Source organism: Burkholderia sp. PvR073, from assembly GCF_054055695.1.
The window spans coordinates 184,328-199,329 of sequence record NZ_JBSRXO010000006.1; the positions used below are offsets into that span (position 1 = coordinate 184,328).

A 15,002-nucleotide genomic window follows, 5' to 3' on the forward strand; every position below is an offset into this window, starting at 1 on the left:
CAACCGACCCGCATTGTGACTGTTGTGTCCCGTCAACTGACGCTCGATCTCGGCACGCCGCCGCCCGCCACGTTCGACAACTTCATCATGAATGAGGAGAACGACGAGCTCATCTCGCGGCTTCAGAAGCTCGACCTCGCGCTCGCGGCGGGGCCCGTGCCGGACCGGTCGTTCTACATCTGGGGCGAGCCCGGCAGCGGCCGCACCCACTTGCTGCAGGCGCTCGTGAGCGACGCGTCGTACGGCTACGCGCGCTACCTCACACCGCAGAGCCCGCTCGGCGCGTTCACGTTCGACCCGCGCATCGGCATCTACGCGATCGACGACTGCGACCGGATGAGCGACACGCAGCAGGTCGCGCTGTTCAACCTGTTCAACGAGGTTCGCGCGCACCCGTCGAGCGCGTTCGTCGCGGCAGGCCCCGCGGCGCCGCTCGCGCTCGACGTGCGCGAGGATCTGCGCACGCGCCTCGGCTGGGGGCTCGTGTTCCACCTGTCGCCGCCGTCCGACGCCGGCAAGATCGCCGTGCTGAAGCTCGCGGCCAAGGAGCGCGGGATCGCGCTCACCGACGATATCGCCGCCTACCTGCTGACCCATTTCCGCCGCGACATGCCGAGCCTGATGGCGCTGCTCGACGCGCTCGACCGCTTCTCGCTCGAGCAGAAACGCGCCGTCACGCTGCCCTTGCTGCGCCGGATGCTGGCGCGCCCCGGCGACGACATCGCACCGCCGGGCACAGGCCCCAACCGCTTCGAGTAAAATGCGCATCCATGACTAATCTGGCACTCTTTGACCTCGATCACACGCTGATCCCGACCGATAGCGACCACGAATGGGGTCGCTTCATGGTGAAGCTCGGCATCGTCGACGCGGAAAGCTTCTCGCGTCAGAACGATCAGTTCTTCGCCGACTACAAGGCCGGCAAGCTCGACATCCATGCGTATCTGTGCGCGATGCTCACGCCGCTCGCGAAGTACTCGCGCGCGCAGCTCGCCGAATGGCACGAGCAGTACATGCACGAGGTGATCCGCCCCGCGATGACGCCCGCCGCGCTCGAACTCGTGCGCAAGCACCTCGATGCCGGCGATCTGTGCTGCGTCGTGACGGCGACCAACGAATTCATCACGCGTCCGATCGCGACCGCGTTCGGCGTCGACACGCTGATCGCGTGCGAGGTCGAAACGACCGACGGGCACCCCGACTCGCCGTACACGGGCCGGCCGACCGGCACGCCGAGCTATCGCGAAGGCAAGATCGTGCGCACCGAAGCATGGCTCGCGTCGCTCGGCAAGCACTGGGACGACTTCGAACACAGCTACTTCTACAGCGACTCGCACAACGACATCCCGTTGCTCGAGAAAGTCACCGACCCGATCGCGACCAACCCCGACGACACGCTGCGCGCGCATGCAAGCAACCGCGGCTGGCGCATCCTCGATCTTTTCTGAACGTCGTGATCAAAAAATTCATTCGCAAGCTGCTCGGCCAGGACGACGCCGAACAAACGTCGCCCGTCGAGGCGCCCGCCGTCGAAACGGCCCCCGCTCCGCGCCCCGCGAAGGGTAGCCGCGGCAGCGGCGCGGCCAAAAAACCGCGCGGCAATCACGAACCGACCGTCGTGCCGGCCAGCGTGCACCAGATCGATCCATCGCTGATCTCGCGGAACGCGGTGCGCGTGACCGACACGCTGCAGCAGGCGGGTTTTCGCGCGTTCATCGTCGGCGGCGCGGTGCGCGACCTGCTGCTCGGCATCGCGCCGAAGGACTTCGACGTCGCGACCGACGCAACGCCGACCGAGGTGCAGCGCCTGTTCCGCCGTGCGCGCCTGATCGGCCGCCGCTTCCAGATCGTCCACGTGCAGTTCGGCCAGGAACTGATCGAGGTGTCGACGTTCCGCGCCCTGGTCGACGCACCGCCCGAAGCCGCCGCGGCCGAGCCGCCGAAGCGCCTGAAGCGCGACGAGCTCGATCGCCGCACGCATGCGGTGGATGCAAGCGGCCGCGTGCTGCGCGACAACGTCTGGGGCGAGCAGCACGAAGACGCCGCGCGCCGCGACTTCACGATCAACGCGATGTACTACGATCCGTCGACGCAGACGGTGCTCGACTACCACGACGGGATGGCCGACATACGCGCCCGCCTGCTGCGGATGATCGGCGATCCGGCCACGCGCTATCGCGAGGATCCGGTGCGGATGCTGCGCGTCGTGCGCTTCGCGGCGAAGCTCGGCTTCGAGATCGAGACGCACACGCGTGAACCGATCAACGCGTTGGCCGACTTGGTCAACAACGTGCCGGCCGCGCGCCTGTTCGACGAAATGCTGAAGCTGCTGCTGTCGGGCCAGGCGCTCGCGTGCCTGCAGCGGCTGCGCAAGGAAGGCCTGCACCACGGGCTGCTGCCGCTCCTCGACGTCGTGCTCGAACAGCCGCAGGGCGAGAAGTTCATCACGCTCGCGCTGAACAACACCGACGCGCGCGTGCGCGCCGGCAAGACGGTGTCGCCGGGCTTCCTGTTCGCGACGCTGCTGTGGCACGACATGCGCCAGCGCTTCGAACAATACACGGCCGAAGGCGAAATCCCGGTACCGGCGCTCCATCGCGCGATGGACGACGTGATCGACATGCAGACCGAGAAGCTCGCGATCCACAAGCGCTACTCGGCCGACATGCGCGAAATCTGGGGCCTGCAGTTGCGCCTGGAAAAACGCTCGGGCCGCAGCGCGATGCGGCTGCTGGAACACCAAAGGTTTAGAGCGGGGTATGATTTCCTCCTGTTACGCTGCGAATCCGGCGAGCTGGAAGCAGCTGTCGGCCAGTGGTGGACGGATTTCATCGAAGGCGACGCAGCCGCTCGTGAGGCACTCCTCACGCAGGGCGGCTCGAAGGAAAAATCGCCCCGCAAGCGGCGCCGCCGCGGCGGTGTGCGAAACCGCAAGCCGGACGAAGGCGCAGCCGAGCAGGCGCCGGACACCGCAGGCGGTTCCGACGACTGACGCGCTCGCCGGCGAACGACGTAGGAAGTGATGCCATGACGGTTGCATATATCGGACTGGGAGCGAATCTCGGCGATGCACGCCAGACCCTGAAGGACGCGGTGGTGTGCCTTGCGCAGCAGCGCACCATCTCGATCCTCGGCAAGTCGAGCCTGTATCGCACGGCGCCCTTCGAGGCGGGCGGCGACGATTACTACAACTGCGTCGTCAAGCTCGACACGACGCTGTCGGCCCGGGAGCTGCTCGCGCTCTGCCAGAAGATCGAACATCACTTCGGGCGCGAGCGCCCGTATCGCAACGCGCCGCGCACGCTCGACCTCGACATCCTGCTGTTCGGCACCGACTCGATCGACGAACCCGACCTGATCGTCCCGCATCCGCGCCTCACCGATCGCGCCTTCGCGCTCGTGCCGCTCGTCGAAATCGAGCCGGCGCTCGATATCCCGGCGCGCGGCCGCGCCGATGCGTTCCTCGCCGCCGTCGCCGACCAGCGCGTCGAGAAGGTGCAGACCTGTCAATGCCTGATGCAGAAGGCCCTGGCCGCCGGCGCCGACGCCGACAAGAACCGCTGCCCATGAACACCACTCCGCTGACCGTCACCGCACCCGACCTGCGCGCCCCCCATCGCTATCTCGTGATCGAAGGCCCGATCGGCGTCGGCAAGACGACGCTCGCGCGTCTGCTCGGCGAGCGCTGGTCGATGCAGGCGCTGCTCGAACGCCCGCAGGACAACCCGTTCCTCGAACGCTTCTATCGCGACACCGCGCGCTACGCGCTGCCCGCGCAGCTGTCGTTCGCGCTGCAGCGCGCGCAGCAGGCGCGCGAACTGATCGGCGCGCTCGACACGGGCCGGCCCGTCGTGGCCGACTACATGCCGCAGAAGAACGACATCTTCGCGCGGCTGAACCTGCCGGAAGACGAATGGCAGCTGTATCGGTCGATCGCGACGCACCTCGATGTGCCGCAGGCGCCTGCGCCCGATCTCGTCGTCTACCTGCAGGCGAGCCCCGAGGTGCTGTTCTCGCGCATCCAGAAGCGCGGGCTGCCGATGGAACTGCAGATCAGCGACGCATACCTGCGCTCGCTCGTCGACGCGTACAACGAATTCTTCTATCACTACGACCGCACGCCGGTACTGACGGTCGCAGCCGAACACCTGAACCCGCAGGATTCCCCCGAAGACCTCGCGCTGCTGATCGAGCGCATCGAGACGATGCGCGGCCGCAAGGAATTCTTCGTCAAGGGCGAGACGACACGCTGACGCGTCCTCGCCTGTCGTTTTCACCATCGAACCGGATTTCCCATGACCTATCTCCAGGAATCGAGCCGGCCTGCCGTCACGGTGCCGAAGCTGCAGGCAATGCGCGATGCCGGCGAGAAGATCGCGATGCTCACCTGCTACGACGCGAGCTTTGCCGCGCTGCTCGACCGCTCGGGCGTCGACGTGCTGCTGATCGGCGATTCGCTCGGCAACGTACTGCAGGGCCACACGACCACGCTGCCCGTGTCGCTCGACGACATCGCGTACCACACCGCCTGTGTCGCGCGTGCGCAGCCGCGCGCGCTGATCATCGCCGACCTGCCGTTCGGCACCTACGGCACGCCGGCCGAGGCATTCGCGAGCGCCGTGAAGCTGATGCGCGCCGGTGCGCAGATGATCAAGCTCGAAGGCGGCGAGTGGCTCGCCGAAACGATCCGTTTCCTCGTCGAGCGTGCGGTGCCCGTGTGTGCGCACGTCGGCCTCACGCCGCAGTCGGTGCACGCGTTCGGCGGCTTCAAGGTACAGGGCAAGACCGAGGCCGGCGCCGCGCAACTGCTGCGCGACGCGCGCGCGGTCGAGGATGCCGGTGCGCAACTCGTCGTGCTCGAAGCGGTGCCGACGCTCGTCGCATCCGAAGTCACGCACATGCTCAAGATTCCGACGATCGGCATCGGTGCAGGCACCGACTGCTCGGGCCAGGTGCTCGTGCTGCACGACATGCTGGGCATTTTCCCCGGCAAGCGTCCGCGCTTCGTGAAGGACTTCATGCAGGGCCAGCCGACCATCCAGGCGGCCGTCGAAGCCTATGTGCGCGCGGTGAAGGACAGTTCGTTCCCCGGCCCGGAACACTCGTTCTGACGCGCGGCCGGCGGCGCGTTCGCCGGCGTCGTCTCGATACAAAAAAGCGCGGCACCCTTTGCGGGGTGCCGCGCTTTTTTGTCCGGACGCCCGGTTGCCGAAGACGTGCGGCACCGGTCCTTCGGGCACGCGGCCCGAACCCTCATTGCGTCATGTCAATACCGCGTCGAGCGCGCCGCGCAGCGCGTTGGTCAGCAGCAGCGCTTGCGCGCGCGCAAGGTCGTCACGCGTGACGATACGCTCCACCGCCCCGAACGCGCGGTCGTCGAGCAGCACGGCGCGCATCACGCCCGGCAGCACGCCACTCGCCAGCGGCGGCGTCACCCACTGGCCGTCGAGCTTCACGAACAGGTTCGAGCGCCCGCCTTCCGTCACCTCGCCGCGCTCGTTGACGAACAGCATGTCGAAGCCGCCGAGCGCTTCCGCCGCCTGCCATGCACGGTCGTATTCGGCGCGACGCGTGGTCTTGTGCAGCAGCAGCGCGTCGTCGGTGCGGGTCGGCGCGAAGCCGTGCGCGGACGCGAGCATCACGCGGACCGGCCCCGCGGGCAGCGGCTTCAGCGCCGCGGCCGTGATGTCGAGCGTGCCGTCCTTCGCGAGCGCCAGCTTCATCCGGTACGGGCCATCGCCGTCGAGCGCCGCGCAGCGCGCATCGACCTCGCGACGCAATGCGTCGGCATCGAGGCGGAAGCCGAACGCGTCCGCGCTGCCCTGCAGCCGCGCGAGATGGCGCTCGAGATACCGGATGCCGTCCGCACGCGTCGCCGCGGTGGTTTCGAACAACTGGAAGCCGGGATCGGCGTCGGTCAGGAATCGTGCTTTCAATTCACACTCCGCATATTCGTCGGCGGCAACGCTGTCGAGCACGATACCCGCGCCGACCCCCATCGTGCCGCGCCGCCGGCCGGCCCCACGAGCCGCCGCCTCGCGCGCGTCGACCGTTGCGACAGCATCGATACCGACCGCTTCGAGCGTGAGCGTCCGGATCGCGACCGACAGGCAGAAATCACCGCAGCCGGCCACGCCGTCGGGCGCCGCATCGCCTGTCGACTGGTCTTCCCTCGGCGCATCGAGCCAGCCGATCGCGCCCGTATAGAGCCCGCGCGGCGTCGACTCGATCGCGTCGATCAGTTCCATCGTCTTGTGCTTCGGCGCACCGGTGATCGATCCGCATGGAAACAGCGCGCGCAGCATCTGCGCGAACGTCGTCCCGTCGCGCCAGCCGGCCTCGACCGTCGACGTCATCTGCCACACCGACGCATACGGCTCGACCGAGAACAGCGCCGGCACCTTGACCGTGCCCGTGCGCGCGATCCGCGACACGTCGTTGCGCAGCAGGTCGACGATCATCACGTTTTCCGCGCGGTTCTTCGGATCGTTCGCGAGGAACGCGGCCGCCGCCGCATCTTCACGCGGATCGGCCGAGCGCGGCGCAGTGCCCTTCATCGGCCGCGCGCGCAGCACGTCGCCGCGCTTCTCGACGAACAGCTCCGGCGAGCACGACACGACCCACGCGCCGCAGGGCAGCGCGATCAGCGCGCCGTAACGCACGGGCTGACGCGCGCGCAGCCGCCGGTACAGCGCGGGCGGCGTGCCGAACATGTCGAAATTCAGCCGGTACGTGTAGTTGATCTGGTACGAGTCGCCCGTGCGCAGTGCATCGTGCACGGCGGCGATCGCCGCATCGAACGCGTCGCGCGACACGCTCTTCGCGACGTGCGCGACGCCCGCGATCGACGGCGGGCCGCCGCCATCCTGCTGCGCGAGCCACGCGTCGACTTCGTCGCGCGACAGGCGCTCGCAGCGCGCAAACAGCAAAAAGCGCAGCGGGGCATGGCCCGGCTGCGCTCTTTCCAGATTGCGTCCGAATTCGTAATCGCCGACGACCACCGCATGCAGCCCGTCGCGCAAGTCCTGCGCCACCGCCGCATCGACGTCGTCGAGCCGCGCCGGATCCGTGCATACGCGTTCGCGCACGAAACCGGAATACAAACGACTCGACCGCGCAACCGCGGTCGAGTCGCAATCGTCCAAGAGCGCGAATGACGCGCTCTCGTTGCCTTCAGTCATGCCGTTACTCGAAGAAGCTCTTCACCCGGTCGAACCAGCTCTTGCTCTGCGGGCTGTGACGCGCACCGCCCTCGGCCAGCGACTTCTCGAACTGCTTGAGCAGGTCGCGCTGCTGGTCGGTCAGCTTCACGGGCGTCTCGACCTGCACGTGTACGTACAGATCACCCGCGATGCTCGAACGCAGACCCTTGATGCCCTTGCCGCGCAGGCGGAACGTCTTGCCCGACTGCGTGCCTTCCGGCACCGGGAACGAGGCGCGGCCGGCCAGCGTCGGCACCTCGATCTCGCCGCCGAGTGCGGCGGTCGTGAACGGGATCGGCATCTGGCAGTGCAGATCGTCGCCGTCGCGCTCAAACACCGAATGCGGCTTGATGTGGATCTCGACGTACAGATCGCCCGGCGGCCCGCCGTTGATGCCGGGCTCGCCGTTGCCGGCCGAGCGGATCCGCATCCCGTCGTCGATCCCGGCCGGGATCTTCACTTCGAGCGTCTTGGTTTCCTTCACCTTGCCCGAGCCGTGGCAGTGCACGCACGGTTCCGGGATGTAGGTGCCGGTGCCGTGGCACTTCGGACAGGTCTGCTGGATGCTGAAGAAGCCCTGCGACATGCGCACCGTGCCCTGGCCGTGACAGGTCGGGCAGGTTTCCGGCTTCGTGCCGGGCTTCGCGCCCGAGCCGTGACAGACTTCGCACGACACCCAGCTCGGCACGCGGATCTGCGTGTCGTAGCCGTGCGCGGCCTGCTCGAGCGTGATTTCCATGCTGTAGCGCAGGTCGGCGCCGCGATACACCTGCGGGCCGCCGCGGCCGCCGCGCGCGGCGCCGCCCGCGGCCTGGCCGAAGATGTCGCCGAAGATATCGCCGAACGCATCCGCGAAACCGCCGAAACCCTGGCCGCCCGCACCGCCCATGTTCGGATCGACGCCCGCGTGGCCGTACTGATCGTACGCCGCACGCTTCTGGCCGTCCGACAGCATTTCATAGGCTTCCTTCACTTCCTTGAAATGCTCTTCCGAATCCTTGCTGTCCGGATTGCGGTCAGGGTGGTACTTCATCGCAAGCTTGCGATACGCCTTCTTGATTTCGTCGTCGCTCGCATTCTTCGCGACGCCCAGAACCTCGTAGTAATCCCGTTTCGCCATATCGATTCACTGTGCCGGCGCGCGTCGCACGCGCGGCGGCTCCTTTCGCCCGCAGTAAAGTCTCTCGACTCGTCTGGCGCTGCGCCGTCCGCGGACGGCTCGCGCAGCACCCGCCAAAAAACAAATGTGCCCGGAGGGCCGCGAAGCCCGCCAGGCGTGGAGTCGATCCGGCCATCCGGAAGGGAAAGACAGACCGCTGTTCAGCCGCGCCGCGCGCGTCTCGCGCGCGGCGTGCGGTGCCATGGCAACCCGGCTTAGTCCTTCTTCACTTCCTTGAACTCGGCGTCGACGACGTCGTCGGCGGCCTGCTGCGCACCACCCGTGTGGGCCGCGCCTTCCGCTGCACCCGCCGCGCCAGCCGCACCGGCCTGCTGCGCCTGCATGTCGGCGTACATCTTTTCGCCGAGCTTCTGCGAAACCTGACCGAGTTCCTCGACCTTCGCGTCGATCGCCGCCTTGTCGGCCGACGTATCCTTCAGCGCGTCCTCGAGCGACTTCAGCGCCGCTTCGATCTTTTCCTTCTCGCCCGCGTCCAGCTTGTCGCCGTACTCGGTGAGCGCCTTCTTCGTGCTGTGGACCAGCGCGTCGCCCTGGTTGCGCGAATCAGCCAGCTCGCGCAGCTTGTGGTCTTCCGCTGCGTTCGCTTCCGCGTCCTTGATCATCTGGTCGATTTCAGCGTCGGACAGGCCCGAGTTCGCCTTGATCGTGATCTTGTTTTCCTTGCCGGTCGCCTTGTCCTTCGCGCCGACGTGCAGGATGCCGTTCGCGTCGATGTCGAAGGTCACTTCGATCTGCGGCACGCCGCGCGGCGACGGCGGGATGCCTTCGAGGTTGAACTCGCCGAGCAGCTTGTTGCCTGCCGCCATCTCGCGTTCGCCCTGGAACACCTTGATCGTCACGGCCGACTGGTTGTCGTCCGCCGTCGAATACACCTGTGCGTGCTTCGTCGGGATCGTCGTGTTCTTGCTGATCATCTTCGTCATCACGCCGCCGAGCGTCTCGATACCGAGCGACAGCGGGGTCACGTCGAGCAGCAGCACGTCCTTGCGGTCGCCCGACAGCACCTGGCCCTGGATCGCCGCGCCAACCGCGACGGCTTCGTCCGGGTTCACGTCACGGCGCGGATCCTTGCCGAAGAACTCCTTCACCTTCTCCTGCACCTTCGGCATGCGGGTCTGGCCGCCGACCAGGATCACGTCGTCGATGTCCGACACCTTGACGCCGGCGTCCTTGATCGCGATGCGGCACGGTTCGATCGTGCGCTCGACGAGGTCCTCGACCAGCGCTTCCAGCTTCGCGCGGGTGATCTTCAGGTTCAAGTGCTTCGGACCCGATGCGTCGGCCGTGATGTACGGCAGGTTAATTTCGGTCTGCTGGCTCGACGACAGCTCGATCTTCGCCTTTTCGGCCGCTTCCTTCAGGCGCTGCAGCGCGAGCACGTCCTTCGACAGGTCGACGCCCTGCTCCTTCTTGAACTCGCCGATGATGTAATCGATGATGCGCTGGTCGAAGTCCTCGCCGCCGAGGAACGTATCGCCGTTGGTCGACAGCACTTCGAACTGCATTTCGCCGTCGACGTCCGCGATCTCGATGATCGACACGTCGAACGTGCCGCCGCCGAGGTCATACACGGCGATCTTGCGGTCGCCCTTCTCGGCCTTGTCGAGGCCGAATGCGAGCGCGGCCGCGGTCGGCTCGTTGATGATCCGCTTGACTTCGAGGCCCGCGATGCGGCCGGCGTCCTTGGTTGCCTGGCGCTGGCTGTCGTTGAAGTACGCCGGCACCGTGATCACGGCTTCCGTGACCGGCTCGCCGAGGTAGTCTTCGGCCGTCTTCTTCATCTTGCGCAGCACTTCCGCCGAAACCTGCGGCGGCGCGAGCTTCTCGCCGTGCGCTTCGACCCATGCGTCGCCGTTGTCGGCCTTGATGATCGCGTACGGCATCAGGCCGATGTCCTTCTGGACTTCCTTCTCTTCGAAGCGGCGGCCGATCAGGCGCTTCACGGCGAACAGCGTGTTCCGCGGGTTGGTCACGGACTGACGCTTGGCCGGCGCGCCGACGAGCACTTCGTTATCGTCCATGTAGGCGATGATCGACGGCGTCGTACGCGTGCCTTCCGAGTTCTCGATGACCTTGACCTGGTTGCCTTCCATGATGGCGACGCACGAGTTCGTGGTGCCGAGGTCAATACCAATGATCTTTCCCATTTTCCTAATCTCCAGAAATGCTTGTTTGCTGCGCGAAATCCTGCGTTTTTGGGCGGTTTCGCGCGCCTGAATTCAACTCTGTTCCCGAAATGCGTCCGGCCGGCCCGTTTTCAAGACCCGCCCAGCGATGCGGATATTAAATTTTTTCAATCGCCGCCGGTAGCTGGATCGTGCAGGCCGCCGTCGCGCTCGCCCGGCTGCGCGCCAGCCGCCGCGGCGATCTTCGCGCGCGCCGCCGACACCGCCGCCTGGAACTGCGCGAGGCCATGCCAGCCGGTCGCGCGGCCGAGCCGCTTGCCGCGGTGGAAGAAGAACCACGTCGGCACGCCGTGCAGGCCGAAGCGGCGCCCCACCTCATGGTGTTCGTACACGTTGCAGTGGAACCACTTCAGGCCCAGCGCGCGGATCGCGTCCGGCTGGGCGAGCATCGCCTTCTTCGCGATCTCGCAGTTGAAGCAGTCGACGCCCCAGAAGAACACCACGACGAGCGCATCCCCCAAGGGGACTTCCTGCGGGGCGTCGCCGGCGCCGGCGACACCGGCGTCGAACGTGTCGGCCGCCAGCGCCTGCATGTCGAACGCGTTGAACGCGGCCGGATCGACGCCGGCGGGAACCATCGCGGCAGCCTTACTTCGGCTGGGCGACCGTGACGAGTGCCGGGCGCAGCACGCGGTCGGCGATCGTGTAGCCCTTTTGCAGGACGGTCACGACGGTATTCGGCTCCTGCTCGGCCGGCACCATCGAAATCGCCTGGTGCTGATGCGGATCGAACTTCTCGCCGACCGGATTGATCGCGACGACACGGCCCTTCTCGAGCGCGCTCGTCAACTGGCGCAGTGTCAGCTCGACGCCTTCGCGCACCTTCGTGATGTCGCCGGACGTGTCGCCGACGGCGGCCTCGAGGCTGTCCAGCACCGGCAGCAGGTGCTCGGCAAAGCTCTCGATCGCAAACTTGTGCGCCTTCGAGACGTCGTCCTGCGCGCGGCGGCGGACGTTCTCCGTCTCGGCCTTCGCCCGGAGGTAGCTCTCCTGCAGCTCGGCGACCTTGGCTTGAGCCTCCGCGAGCGCCGCGTCGGCTGCTTCGGCGGCGGGGGCAGCGCCTTGCGCCGCCTGCTTCTCGCTGCCGATGTCGTCGGCCGAAGGGGTAGCCGGGTTCTCTTGCGTGTTTTCCATGTCGCTGAAAGTCGATTAGAGGTTGAAGCCAAATCGGCAACCGCCAGACCGTATACCCGGCGGCACCGCACATTCATGGTGCAAATAAGGGCGAAAACTGCGACTTCAAGTGGGTTATTCGCCAGCATTCGCCAATGCCGCGAAACAACCGCGCGGCGCGCCGCCCCATTGCGCGCATTTGCCGCCAAACCGGACGAAACGCCCGGTAACAACGCTTACCTGACTAGTACTAGCCCGGTTCGAGGGGCTGCACTACACTCCAACTCAAGCGTCGGAAAGCGTGTTTACCCCTAGCTGACCGCCGCCTGACATTCACCTGGCGCCGCATTCAACCGTCCCATGAGGCGAGTACCGTGAAACTGACCTTTGCCATATCGGTGGTCGCGCTGGTACTGATTGCCGGCACCACCACCATCTGCCTGTCCGGAGCCGTCACCGACCGCACGACCGAATACGGAAGCGCGCGGGCGACGTTCGACCAGATGTTCAGCTTCCACCCGAAAATCTGTCGATGATGCGCCGGTCGCGCTTGGTCGGCCGGCCGTGCAGTTCCGCCGCCGGCTCCCGATACGTGCGGCGCCGTTCCAGTTCGGCGAGCCGCGCGACGCGCCCGGCTTCCGTTTCCGCGTAGAGCGTCTGCGCGATACTCGCGGGCCCGCGCACGTCGCAAATTCCCAGCACGGCAATGTGCCAGACGACACCGTCGATCGCAATCTCGACCTCGTCGCCGATCCGCACGTCCTTCGCCGGCTTGACCGCCGCGCCGCCGATCTTCACGTGACCCTTGTCGACCGCGTCGGACGCGAGCGAGCGCGTCTTGAAGAAGCGGGCTGCCCACAGCCATTTGTCGATGCGCAGCCTCGCGCCGGGTTCCGTCGAAATCTTGTAGTTCATGCCAGCCTCCGCCGTGCCGCCCCATCGCGGCTGACCGTCCGCTCGAACGGCGAACGCAGTGTGCGCGGGGGGCGTCCCGTCATTTCAGTTCACCATTTCAGGCTGCGCGGCCTTCACCGGCCAGCCCTGCAGATTCTCGGCGATGATCTCGCCCACCGCGCCGATCCATGCGGGCGCGCCGTTCAGGCACGGAATCCGGTGGAAGGCCTGGCCGCCGCCCGCGATGAACTCGTCGCGCACCTCCATCCCGATCTCCTCGATCGTCTCCAGACAATCGGCCGTAAAACCGGGACAGAACACATCGGCTCGCCGCACGCCGGCCGCGCCGAGCTCACGCAGCGTCGGCGCCGTGTACGGCTGCAGCCATTCGGCCTTGCCGAAGCGTGACTGGAAGGTCACGCGGCATTCGAGCGTCGACAGCCCGAGCGCGGCCATCAGCAGCGCGCCCGTCTGCTGGCACTGGTCGGGATAGGGGTCGCCCAGGTCGAGCGTCCGTTTCGGCACGCCGTGAAAGCTCAGCACGAGCTTGTCGCCGGCGGCGAAGTCGGGCCGGCCGTGCTGCGCCCAATACTGGCGCACCTGCTCGGCGAGCGCGTGGATGTAGGCCGGATGGTCGGCGTACTGCCGCACCGTGCGCACTTCCGGCTGGTTGCGCATCCGCGCGAGCGCCGCGAACGCGGCATCGAATGCCGTCGCGGTGGTGGACGCCGAGTATTGCGGATACATCGGCATCAACAGCACGCGCTCGACGCCCGCCCGCTTGAACTGCGCGAGCGCCTGCGCAATGTTCGGGCTGCCGTAGCGCATCGCGTAATCAACCGTCACCTGATAGGCGTTCGATGCGAGCAGGTGGCGCACGCCCTCGGTCTGGCGCTCGGTGTAGACGCGCAGCGGCGAACCCTCGGGCATCCAGACGGCCGCGTATTTCTTCGCGGACGCGCGGCCGCGCAGCGGCAGGATCAGCGTGCGCAGCAGTACCTGCCAGATGACCTGCGGGATTTCGACGACGCGCGGGTCCGACAGGAATTCGGCCAGATAGCGCCGCACCGCGCGCGGCGTCGGGGCGTCGGGCGTGCCGAGATTGATCAGCAGCACGCCGATGCGATGGGCGGCCGCGACGCTCGAAGGCGGCTCAAGATCGAAACGCATGGGCAGGAACGTGCTCGGGGCACGCAGTCGGACGGCCCTCAATTATAGCGGGCCGCCCCGCTCGGGTCGGCTGGCCGTTCGGCCGAATGGCGGCGCTCGCGGCGCCGCGGCACGATGGCGGGACGGTGCCGGTCAGGTTATTGCTGGCTCAGCGTGAGCGACAGCAGGCGCGCGGTGATGTCGACGATCGGGATCACGCGGTTGTAAGCCATGCGGGTCGGGCCGATCACGCCGAGCGTGCCGACGATCTGGCCGTTCACCTCGTAGGGTGCGGTGACGACGCTCATCTCCTCGATCGGCACGAGCGTCGATTCGCCACCGATGAAGATCTGCACGCCCTGGGCGTGGCTCGACACGTCGAGCAGTTGCAGGAGGCCCGTCTTTTGGTCGAACACGTCGAACAGCTTGCGCAGCCGCGCCATGTCGGACGACAGATCCGCCACTTCGAGCAGGTTGCGCTCGCCGGAAATGAGCACGGTGTCCTCGGTATCGGGCACCTCGGTACTGGCCGTCACGGCCGCATGCATCAGCGTGGTCATGTCGCCGCGCAACTGGTCGATCTCGTCGCGCAGGCGGCGGCGCACCTCGTCGAACGACAGCCCGGCGAAATGCGCGTTGATGTAGTTGGACGCCTCGGTCAGCTGCGACGGCGAATAGTCGCGCGGTGTCGCGAGCATCCGGTTCTGCACGTCGCCCTCGGGCGTGACGATGATCAGCAGGATCCGCTTGTCCGACAGGCGCATGAACTCGATCTGCTTGAACACGTGGCTGCGGCGCGGCGTCAGCACGACGCCCGCGAACTGCGACAGGTTCGACAGCACGCTCGCCGCGGCCGCCACGACCCGCTGCTGGGGTTCGCCGGCCTGCAGCGTGTGCTGCACCTGCCGCGCGACGGCCTCGGCGTCGATCGGCGCCTCGACCGTCAGCATCGTGTCGACGAACAGGCGATAGCCGCGCGGCGTCGGCACGCGGCCGGCCGACGTATGGGGGCTCGACACGAGGCCGAGCTCCTCCAGGTCGGACATCACGTTGCGGATCGTTGCCGGGCTCAGCTCGAGCCCGGAGTAACGGGACAACGTGCGCGATCCGACCGGCTGACCGTCGGCGATATACCGTTCGATCAGGGTTTTCAGGAGGGTTCGTGCGCGAGGATCTAGCATGGTGGAAAATTTTAGCGCAACCGCGCCAGCACGGCGAGTGCCCGCGGCCACAGTCGTGCGGGCCGACCGATCCGGCCCCGTCTGCGCACAGCCGGTT

15 protein-coding genes are annotated in these 15,002 nt (G+C 67.0%); 7 read left to right on the top strand and 8 right to left on the bottom strand.

What is annotated here, in order from left to right; genetic code table 11:
- Positions 1–24: 24 nt before the first annotated feature.
- The 6 genes from hda to panB are packed head-to-tail and all read left to right on the top strand — an operon-like array spanning position 25 to position 5,111.
- Complete coding sequence (gene hda / locus ACVK00_RS19760) at positions 25–759, top strand: DnaA regulatory inactivator Hda (RefSeq protein WP_006760485.1); 735 nt, start codon at positions 25–27, stop codon at positions 757–759.
- Between the two features lie 11 nt (positions 760–770).
- On the top strand, positions 771–1,448 hold the full coding sequence (locus ACVK00_RS19765) for a histidinol-phosphatase (protein WP_006750664.1): 678 nt from the start codon (positions 771–773) through the stop codon (positions 1,446–1,448).
- 5 nt (positions 1,449–1,453) lie between these two features.
- Positions 1,454–2,992 (top strand): polynucleotide adenylyltransferase PcnB, encoded by a 1,539-nt coding sequence (gene pcnB, locus ACVK00_RS19770; RefSeq protein WP_284894835.1) that lies wholly within the window; start codon positions 1,454–1,456, stop codon positions 2,990–2,992.
- A 35-nt stretch (positions 2,993–3,027) separates the two neighbouring features.
- Positions 3,028–3,570: a 2-amino-4-hydroxy-6-hydroxymethyldihydropteridine diphosphokinase gene (gene folK, locus ACVK00_RS19775; RefSeq protein WP_006750662.1), complete on the top strand. Its 543-nt coding sequence runs from the start codon at positions 3,028–3,030 to the stop codon at positions 3,568–3,570.
- The gene (locus ACVK00_RS19780; protein ID WP_006750661.1) at positions 3,567–4,253 is read left to right on the top strand and encodes a deoxynucleoside kinase; all 687 of its coding nucleotides are present in this window, start codon (positions 3,567–3,569) and stop codon (positions 4,251–4,253) included. Before folK ends, ACVK00_RS19780 begins: the two co-directional genes overlap by 4 nt.
- A gap of 42 nt (positions 4,254–4,295) precedes the next feature.
- On the top strand, positions 4,296–5,111 hold the full coding sequence (gene panB / locus ACVK00_RS19785) for a 3-methyl-2-oxobutanoate hydroxymethyltransferase (protein WP_011656041.1): 816 nt from the start codon (positions 4,296–4,298) through the stop codon (positions 5,109–5,111).
- 150 nt (positions 5,112–5,261) lie between these two features.
- On the opposite strand, the gene ACVK00_RS19790 is transcribed toward panB, so the two are convergent.
- The 5 genes from ACVK00_RS19790 to grpE all read right to left on the bottom strand — a co-directional run bounded on the left by ACVK00_RS19790 (position 5,262) and on the right by grpE (position 11,702).
- Positions 5,262–7,181, bottom strand: a complete 1,920-nt coding sequence (locus ACVK00_RS19790; RefSeq protein WP_284894836.1) for a bifunctional anthranilate synthase component I family protein/class IV aminotransferase — start codon at positions 7,179–7,181, stop codon at positions 5,262–5,264.
- Between the two features lie 4 nt (positions 7,182–7,185).
- Positions 7,186–8,322 (bottom strand): molecular chaperone DnaJ, encoded by a 1,137-nt coding sequence (gene dnaJ / locus ACVK00_RS19795; protein ID WP_175695708.1) that lies wholly within the window; start codon positions 8,320–8,322, stop codon positions 7,186–7,188.
- 254 nt (positions 8,323–8,576) lie between these two features.
- A complete protein-coding gene (dnaK, locus tag ACVK00_RS19800) occupies positions 8,577–10,529 on the bottom strand; it encodes a molecular chaperone DnaK (protein ID WP_228906915.1) in 1,953 nt (650 codons plus the stop codon).
- 146 nt (positions 10,530–10,675) lie between these two features.
- On the bottom strand, positions 10,676–11,146 hold the full coding sequence (locus tag ACVK00_RS19805; RefSeq protein ID WP_228906914.1) for a thioredoxin family protein: 471 nt from the start codon (positions 11,144–11,146) through the stop codon (positions 10,676–10,678).
- Between the two features lie 10 nt (positions 11,147–11,156).
- On the bottom strand, positions 11,157–11,702 hold the full coding sequence (grpE, locus tag ACVK00_RS19810; RefSeq protein WP_284894837.1) for a nucleotide exchange factor GrpE: 546 nt from the start codon (positions 11,700–11,702) through the stop codon (positions 11,157–11,159).
- A 353-nt stretch (positions 11,703–12,055) separates the two neighbouring features.
- Here grpE and ACVK00_RS19815 point away from each other — a divergent pair, with 353 nt between their 5' ends.
- Positions 12,056–12,217 (top strand): hypothetical protein, encoded by a 162-nt coding sequence (locus ACVK00_RS19815; protein WP_006752735.1) that lies wholly within the window; start codon positions 12,056–12,058, stop codon positions 12,215–12,217.
- Here ACVK00_RS19815 and ACVK00_RS19820 read toward each other — a convergent pair.
- From ACVK00_RS19820 to hrcA, 3 genes are all read right to left on the bottom strand, one after another.
- A complete protein-coding gene (locus tag ACVK00_RS19820; RefSeq protein WP_284894838.1) occupies positions 12,189–12,596 on the bottom strand; it encodes an RNA-binding S4 domain-containing protein in 408 nt (135 codons plus the stop codon). The genes ACVK00_RS19815 and ACVK00_RS19820 overlap by 29 nt on opposite strands.
- 84 nt (positions 12,597–12,680) lie before the next feature.
- Complete coding sequence (hemH, locus tag ACVK00_RS19825) at positions 12,681–13,745, bottom strand: ferrochelatase (protein WP_354122919.1); 1,065 nt, start codon at positions 13,743–13,745, stop codon at positions 12,681–12,683.
- Positions 13,746–13,882: 137 nt separating this feature from the next.
- Positions 13,883–14,905, bottom strand: a complete 1,023-nt coding sequence (gene hrcA / locus ACVK00_RS19830; protein ID WP_006752732.1) for a heat-inducible transcriptional repressor HrcA — start codon at positions 14,903–14,905, stop codon at positions 13,883–13,885.
- Between the last annotated feature and the right edge of the window lie 97 nt (positions 14,906–15,002).

Bases quoted from the DNA above. Each gene is read 5' to 3' on its own strand.
- ACVK00_RS19820 (WP_284894838.1), bottom strand. From the start codon at position 12,596: ATGAACTACAAGATTTCGACGGAACCCGGCGCGAGGCTGCGCATCGAC.
- panB (WP_011656041.1), top strand. From the start codon at position 4,296: ATGACCTATCTCCAGGAATCGAGCCGGCCTGCCGTCACGGTGCCGAAG.
- ACVK00_RS19780 (WP_006750661.1), top strand. From the start codon at position 3,567: ATGAACACCACTCCGCTGACCGTCACCGCACCCGACCTGCGCGCCCCC.
- grpE (WP_284894837.1), bottom strand. From the start codon at position 11,702: ATGGAAAACACGCAAGAGAACCCGGCTACCCCTTCGGCCGACGACATC.
- hrcA (WP_006752732.1), bottom strand. From the start codon at position 14,905: ATGCTAGATCCTCGCGCACGAACCCTCCTGAAAACCCTGATCGAACGG.
- ACVK00_RS19765 (WP_006750664.1), top strand. From the start codon at position 771: ATGACTAATCTGGCACTCTTTGACCTCGATCACACGCTGATCCCGACC.
- ACVK00_RS19805 (WP_228906914.1), bottom strand. From the start codon at position 11,146: ATGGTTCCCGCCGGCGTCGATCCGGCCGCGTTCAACGCGTTCGACATG.
- hemH (WP_354122919.1), bottom strand. From the start codon at position 13,745: ATGCGTTTCGATCTTGAGCCGCCTTCGAGCGTCGCGGCCGCCCATCGC.
- folK (WP_006750662.1), top strand. From the start codon at position 3,028: ATGACGGTTGCATATATCGGACTGGGAGCGAATCTCGGCGATGCACGC.
- ACVK00_RS19790 (WP_284894836.1), bottom strand. From the start codon at position 7,181: ATGACTGAAGGCAACGAGAGCGCGTCATTCGCGCTCTTGGACGATTGC.
- dnaK (WP_228906915.1), bottom strand. From the start codon at position 10,529: ATGGGAAAGATCATTGGTATTGACCTCGGCACCACGAACTCGTGCGTC.
- dnaJ (WP_175695708.1), bottom strand. From the start codon at position 8,322: ATGGCGAAACGGGATTACTACGAGGTTCTGGGCGTCGCGAAGAATGCG.